The sequence below is a fragment of the Nocardia sp. NPDC049737 genome, assembly GCF_040674755.1.
Classification (GTDB): domain Bacteria; phylum Actinomycetota; class Actinomycetes; order Mycobacteriales; family Mycobacteriaceae; genus Nocardia.
The window spans coordinates 1-7,118 of the sequence record NZ_JBFANH010000003.1 but is presented as its reverse complement, the minus strand read 5'-3'; the positions used below and the strand labels follow the sequence as shown (position 1 = coordinate 7,118).

5 protein-coding genes are annotated in these 7,118 nt (G+C 65.6%); all 5 read right to left on the bottom strand.

All coding sequences use genetic code 11. The annotated features are described in order from the left end of the window. Positions 1-431 precede the first annotated feature (431 nt). Positions 432-1,787, bottom strand: a complete 1,356-nt coding sequence (locus AB0J47_RS05195) for a GAF domain-containing protein (protein WP_364340752.1) — start codon at positions 1,785-1,787, stop codon at positions 432-434. A gap of 126 nt (positions 1,788-1,913) precedes the next feature. Next, a complete protein-coding gene (gene mftG, locus AB0J47_RS05190; RefSeq protein ID WP_364340750.1) occupies positions 1,914-3,344 on the bottom strand; it encodes a mycofactocin system GMC family oxidoreductase MftG in 1,431 nt (476 codons plus the stop codon). A gap of 42 nt (positions 3,345-3,386) precedes the next feature. Then, positions 3,387-4,787 carry a mycofactocin biosynthesis glycosyltransferase MftF gene (gene mftF, locus AB0J47_RS05185; protein WP_364340748.1) on the bottom strand — a complete coding sequence of 467 codons (1,401 nt, stop codon included), beginning with the start codon at positions 4,785-4,787 and terminating at the stop codon, positions 3,387-3,389. Positions 4,788-5,018: 231 nt separating this feature from the next. Then, complete coding sequence (gene mftC / locus AB0J47_RS05180) at positions 5,019-6,566, bottom strand: mycofactocin radical SAM maturase (protein ID WP_364341341.1); 1,548 nt, start codon at positions 6,564-6,566, stop codon at positions 5,019-5,021. Positions 6,567-6,580: 14 nt separating this feature from the next. Further along, positions 6,581-6,655 carry a mycofactocin precursor MftA gene (gene mftA / locus AB0J47_RS05175; RefSeq protein ID WP_245720762.1) on the bottom strand — a complete coding sequence of 25 codons (75 nt, stop codon included), beginning with the start codon at positions 6,653-6,655 and terminating at the stop codon, positions 6,581-6,583. Between the last annotated feature and the right edge of the window lie 463 nt (positions 6,656-7,118).

Genomic DNA, 7,118 nt, shown 5'->3' with positions numbered 1-7,118 from the left:
CAGAGCCTCCTTGTTCGGCGTAAAACAGCTGGCCGAACGATTTCGGGCAGCACGAATAAGCCGCTGCGGCAACGCTGTTCAGTGTTGTCACATGGCTTCGACGCCACCACAAGACGATTCGGCGAATGCGCGGGGCAGGACGACACCCGCGCGGGATCGAAACAGATTGCGCCCCGCTCGCGCCTAGCTCTTGATCGCTCCTCCAACGTCGCTGCCGCGGTGCGGGCGCCGCGGCGGTGTCAGCTACATCACACGGATGTGATCCGCATTGCGAAGACTAGGCGCTTCGTTAATAAAAAGGAACTTTTTGCACTAAAAAAAGTTGGTCGGCCGTCCAGTGCGCTCAACTGGGCCTACGCAGCTGGGCAAAGCTGTGTTCGCGACCACAATTCGATCGCGAATGTGAGCCACAGCACTTTCGGATCTGCAGACTATGAGCGCGAACGTTGCATCCGCGTTGCATCGGCGCCCAGCCGCCGATCGAGCACCCGAATCTTGGCCTCGATCTGCGCATAAAGCGGCGAATCGCGATCTATGGTCGCCCGATAGGCGACCCAGGACGCGGCATCGTCGCGCCCCTCCGCACATGCGGTCCACCGACGCAGCACCGCGGCCTCACCGGAACCGAGCACCGCGGCACGCAGCCGGACCCGAAGTTCATCGCGGATATCAATAATTCCCGGCGCCGTCGAGCGCGGTAGCACCGGACCCGCGTACAGCCGTAATGCGGTATCGACATCGCCGGAATCGAGCGCCGCACCCAGCGCCTCGATATCGGTTGCGATATGCACCCGCAACCGATAAGGGCGCGAACCGAATACGTCCGGCCCGACCACCGCGCGCAACCGCGACATGGCGGCGCGGATGGTGCCGTTATCCAGGTCCGTGTCATCGAGCAGCAGTGCGAGATGATCCGCGCCCAGTCCCTCCGGATGTTCGGCGAGCAGCAGCAGTATCTCTGCGTGCCGCTGCGACAACGGAACTCGATCACCGGCGACGGTCAGTAGTGGCTGTCCCAACCCGAGTACATCCAGACCCAATCGAGCCGCCGCGACTTCACCGGTCGAACTCCCCGCCCCGCGCTGACCCGCGCGCATCGCGGTGAGCAGCAGATCCATTTCGGCGGCAGTCGAGGTCGCCTTCACCAATGCCAGAATCTCCGGCTTGGCCACCCGCACGCCCCCGGCGATCATCAGCACCCCGACCAACCTGCCGTCAGGATCGTGCACCGGCGCTGCGGCACCGGTGATCTGATGCATCCGGTGCAGAAAGTGTTCGGGCCCATGGATCCACGCGGCCCGGCCGGTGCGAACCACGAGGCCCACGGCATTCGTGCCGATGCGCCGTTCGCTCAGATCATCGCCCGCGCGCAGCCCGATTTCGGCCGCGGCATCGATCTGATCGGGATTGCCGTGCACCCACAGCACGCGGCCGAACTGATCGGCGACCGCGACGATCAAACTCGTTCTGGCCGTGTCCTGTACGAGCAATTTGTCGATCAGCGGCATCAATGTGGCAATCGGGTGCGCGTCGCGGTAGCGCTGCAGATCCGCACCGCGCAGCCCGCGCCCGTCGAGCGGATCCATCGGATCGACGCCGCCGCGCACACTGCGCAACCAGGATTCGAGCACAACGGGACGCAGCAGACCGGCAAGCTGCGACAGCTGCTCGCCACCCGCGCTAAGATATCCGTGTGCTTGTGCGGCATAGGCTTCCAGTGCGCCGAGCTGAGTGCCGGGTTCGACGCTGTGCCGTGGGGGCCGCCCACCTGCAAGATTGCTGACCATTTGCCTTTCTTTCCGCCCCGAACTGTACCGGCGCTCATAACCCGGGTAAGGGCGGTTGCCTTCGTTTGTCCGCCAGCTCACACCACGTTCAGACCTCGTACAAATGTGACCTACCCATCTTCCAGATCACTGGCTGAGGTATTCGGCGGCGCGTTCGGCAATCAGTACAGTCGTCGCCTGCGGACCGCGACTCAGCGGCACCGGAACAACGGAAAGATCCACCACGGACAAACCGGTCGTGCCGTGCACGCGGCATTGCTCATCGACCACCGCACGCTCATCATCGGCACGGCCCATTCGGCAGGTGCCCGACAGATGTTGCGAAGTAGCCAGATTCGCGTACTGCCACCCGTCGTCCGGTATCGATTCCGGCGTGCGCACCATCGGTATCGCATGCAATATCTCGCGCGCCGTGCCAACCCCTTCCTGTAATCGAAACCGATCCGCGGCCTCCGATAAGTAGCGGTAATCGATGTGCGGCGGCACAGTCGGATCGGCGGAGCGGAGTCGGAGCACGCCTTGGGAACGTGGGCGCATGAGCGCCACACCCAAACGTCGGGTATACGGGGTAAACGTTACGGCGTACGGACGGATTTCGACATCCTCGAGTTCCAGCACATATTCCAGCGGGATGCCCTCGGCAGTCGGGTCCGACGGCTCGAAGCGGTAGTCGATGCCGATCTCCGGATGATCGCTGAACCCTGCGCCGACGGGCGCGGGACGCACCACCGGAATATCCAGCGCCCGAAGCTGTTCTGGATCGCCGATACCCGAGCGCAGCAGCAGCGCGGCGGATTCGATTGCGCCCGCACACAACACGATCCGACCCGCATCGAGCGCGCCCGCCTTGCCGTCGTGCACGTAGTCCACCCCGATGGCGCGCGTGCCGTGGAAACGGATGCGGGTCACCAGCGTCGCAGCGGTCACCGTGAGATTCGGGCGCGCGAGGGCGGGCGCAAGATAGGCCGACCCGGTGTCGACCCGCCTGCCGTGCTCGATATTGCACGGCACCGGCCCGAAACCATCGGCCGAACCCGCGTCGGGCAGTGCGTTCAGATCAGGTATCAGCGCAAGGCCGAGTGCCGTGCAGGCCGAGGCGAATTCGCAGCTCAGGGGTGCAGGCGCAGTGGCACGACGCACCGGTATCGGGCCCGTCGCGCCGTGTCCCGGCTGATCGCCGAAATCATGGTCGCGCTCGAGTCGGCGATAGGCGGGCAGGACCGCATCGAAGGACCAGCCGTCGAGTTCCTTGCTCCACGCGGCGAAATCCGCGGCCGTCGCCCGCACGAAGTAGCCGCCGTTGACCGCACCCGATCCGCCGATCACCTTGCCGCGCACGATATTCCCGGTAACCGCACCAGCCAATGTCACGGGATACCGCCACACCCACGGTGATTCGGGTCCGATCGGCATCCGAGTCGCATCGAGCAGCGTCGCCGAATCGGTCGACACCGGACCCGCTTCCACCAGCCGCACCCGATGGTCCGGATCCGCGCTCAGTCGGGCCGCCAGTACACACCCGGCCGTACCACCACCGATGATCAGTGTGTCGATCATCTACATCAGCTCATCGGGTGGTACAGCCATTACACGTTCGATTCAGCTCCGGGGCGTACTCGGCTTGAGCGATTCCAGGCTGCGCGCGCGGAATGCGCCGAGCCACAGGCCCGTTCCGTAGGCGAGATCGTCCATCCGCTTGTAGGCCACGTAGCGGAACGGGTCGAGCCCGCCCGCGTCACGATGGGTGAACCAGTCGGCCAGACCATCCGCGACCGCCATGGTGACCGCGATGCGCCGGACCCGCCGGGACAGAATCATCGCCAACATGGTGACCGGCCAATAGTGCCGACACATTGCCGAGGCCAGTCGCCAGATACCCGCGAAATAGCCGCGTGCCAGATAGATCGCAGCGATCCGGGTCGGGTTGTCCAGTCCGATGAACACCCGGCGTAGTCGGGCCAGCGCGGTCACCAAGGTGATGAGTCCGCCGAGCAATCCCCACTTCGTCAGCGTGGCGAACAGCATGGTCGCGACGACCGTCCAGAACGGCACCGACAGCGGCGTAACCATGCCCGTGTGCCGCTCGCCGAGTGGAGCGGCACCGGTGCCATAGAACAGCTTGCGACCGAACCAGGCGCGGAACGAGATTCGATGATCGTGCGCGACGTGCGCCGCCGGCTCATAGCGCAGTCGCCAACCCGCCTGCTCGAGCCGCCAGCACAGATCGACGTCCTCGGCCACCTGCATCGTCTCGTCGAACCCGTCCTGCGCGAGCAGCGCCCTGCGGCGCACCAGCATGGCCGCGCTCGGCACATAGGAGACCAGTCCGCGCGACTGCACGGCCGATTCGCGCCGTCCGAGATCGAGCGAGGAGCGGGTGTGTTCATAGCGCGCGAGCGCGTTCGACTCCGGATCCAGCGCAACGATCCGTGGCGCGACCAGCGCGACCTCCGGATCGCTGAAGTGTCCGAGCATCACCTCGAGCCAGCCGCTGCGTGGGACCACATCGGAGTCCAGGAAGGCGACGAAGTCGGTTGTCGCGGCCCGCAAGCCGGCATTGCGCGCGGCGGCCGGGCCCTGTCTGCGGTCGTGGCGCAGCACGGTCACCCGGCAGCGGGTGCCGCGGTTGCGCGGGATCTCGACCGGCTGATCCGAACCGTCGTCTACGACGATCACATTGTGTCCGCGCAATACCGCGAGCAATCGGGCAAGGCCGTCGGCATTGTTGTGTAGGGGCACGATCACGGTCACATCGTCCAGGGACGGCAGCAACCGGGGACGCGGATTACCGACGCCGGAGTCGAGCAGCCGTCTGGCAACAACGGCGGACTTCGGGCCGGTGACCTCGAGGTACCCGTCGCCGATCATCTCGGCGGCCTCCGGGGCAAGTCGCAGCAATCGGGCGGGTGAACCCCCGATCAGGATGCGTCCCCCGGAGTATGCGCGTACCCGTGGATCGATCCGCACCCCGAATCCGTCGGGCAGGCGATCATGGCGCATTCCTGGCATGCTAGGCGGTGATTCGCGCATTGGCACCATCAGTCCGGAAAAAAGGACGGAATTCCGCACGAATCCGCCCGTGCGGCGCGAGAACTCCCGCCGAATCGGTTCTTCGGCGGGTCGCAAGCGACCCGCCGAAGATAGCTGGCAACACAAGAGCAATCATTGATTTGCCACTCGATAGCCATCGTCGATCAACGAGATAGCGCATGGCTGGCTACCGGCCCGACATCAGTTCAGCGGACTCTCGTCACAGGCCCGCGAAGGGCGTCGATCCGGTGACAGGCGTTCGGACGCGGGCCGAGATACCGACAGCGTCAGCGGAATCGGGCCCGACTTACGCGAGCCGGGTCGGCTCGGCGCAATGCGCCGGGAGTGGTCCACCGACGAACGCGGGATCATCCGCCCGGCATCGGCCAGCGCCGCCTCGCCGTAGCCCTGGACGCATTCCGGATCCGGTCCGTCGGCGGGCAGCCCGGTGAAGAACTTCGCCGCCATGCACCCGCCGCGGCAGGAGTCGTAGTGCGCGCAGCCGGAGCACGCGCCGCCGCCGCTCGGCTCGCGCAGCTCGGTGAAGAGCTCCGATTCCTGCCACACGGTGCGGAAACCACCGTCCACTAACACATTTCCGGCGAGGAACTTGTCGTGAATGGCGAAGGGGCAGGCATACACATCACCGACCGGATCCACCAGGCAGACCACTCGGCCCGCGCCGCACATATTCAGTCCGGGCAGCGCCTGACCGAAGGCGGACAGATGGAAGAACGAATCACCGGTGAGCACGCCTTCGCCGTTGCGCACCAGCCAGTCGTAAAGCACCCGTTGCTGTTCCGGCAGCGGATGCAGTTCGTCCCACACGTCGGCGCCGCGTCCCGAGGGCCGCAGGCGGGTCAAACGCAGTGTGGCGCCGTACTTGTCGGCGATCGCCTTGAACTCGTCGAGCTGGGCGATGTTGTGCCTGGTCGCGACAACGGAGAGTTTCGCATCCGCGAATCCCGCGGCCGCGAGATTCTCCAACGCCTTGATCGCCATCGCGTAGGAACCCGGCCCGCGCACCGCGTCGTTGACCTCGGCGTCCGCACCATCCAACGAAATCTGTACGTCCACGTAGTCACTCGCGGCCAAGCGCGCGGCGACCTCGGGCGTGATGCGAACTCCGTTGGTGGAGAACTTCACTCCGACATGGTGCGCGGTCGCGTAGTCGACCAGCTCCCAGAAGTCCGGGCGCACAGTGGGTTCCCCGCCACCGATATTCACATAGAAGATCTGCATGCGCTCGAACTCGTCGATAAGCGCCTTGCACTGCTCGGTGCTCAGCTCGCGCGGATCGCGGCGGCCCGAGGAGGACAGGCAGTGCACACATGACAGATTGCAGGCGTAGGTCAACTCCCATGTGAGGCAGATCGGTGCGGCCAAACCGTTTTCGAACTTGTCGATCAGTCGCCCACCCGTGACGGCGGACGGTTGCCCGGCCAGCGGCAGCGGCGCGACCGCGGGTGTCGCAGCGCTGCCCGGCGCGGCCTGCCTGATCATGTCGGAGTCGGCCAGCTGATCCAATGCCCGAACGTACTGTCCGGCCAAGTCATCCGTGACGCCCGCGGCACGCAGTGCCGCACGTGCCGAGACGTGCGCGGGCAGCGACCGCACGATCTCGAGTATCCGCGGACTCTTCAGAAATGAGAGCTTGCGGGTGCCGAAGTGGTAGAGCAGCGCGCCGAAGGACTCCGGCCGCAGCGCCACCCGCGGATGCAGTTCCCAACGGGTATCGAGATCGAGCATGGTCGCCGCGCCCGTCAGTAGACGCCGCACATACCGTCGATGGAGACCTCTTCGATGAGGGTCTCCTCGACCAGCGGCGCTTCCTCGATCGAACGGGACTCGGCCGCCCCGATCCGTCCGGTGTTGTCGGTATCGGTGTGTCCGATGGATCCGTACTCCGGCATGCCTACCTCCGAGATGTGACCGGGTTCCGCGGCCACTGGTGTAGCCGTCATCACACAATAACGTCATGAACTGACAAAATGGAACAGGTGATGCGGAGCTCCCCCTCGGCGGCCGCGCGGACGCACACCGACCGAGTCACAGCCGCGGGCTCTAGACTGCGGGTGGCAAGCAGCTGAACAGGACGTGACGGGCGATTCGACCCGCGGTGGTAGAGGTGGCATGGGAGTCGGACGAATGCAGACGAGCGGCTGCGGCGGCAATACCCCGCAGTGCGAGCTCGAGGCCCCGGAGGCGGCAGCATGCGTAACCACGTAGGGCCTGGGAGCACCGCGAATCGAACCCCGCGGTGCGAGCGCGAGGCCCGGAGGCGGCAGCATGCGTAACCAC

What these genes read in the sequence shown, in the direction of transcription:
- AB0J47_RS05195 (WP_364340752.1), bottom strand. Translation starts at nt 1,787, where the DNA reads ATGGTCAGCAATCTTGCAGGTGGGCGGCCCCCACGGCACAGCGTCGAA.
- mftG (WP_364340750.1), bottom strand. Translation starts at nt 3,344, where the DNA reads ATGATCGACACACTGATCATCGGTGGTGGTACGGCCGGGTGTGTACTG.
- mftF (WP_364340748.1), bottom strand. Translation starts at nt 4,787, where the DNA reads ATGCGCCATGATCGCCTGCCCGACGGATTCGGGGTGCGGATCGATCCA.
- mftC (WP_364341341.1), bottom strand. Translation starts at nt 6,566, where the DNA reads ATGCTCGATCTCGATACCCGTTGGGAACTGCATCCGCGGGTGGCGCTG.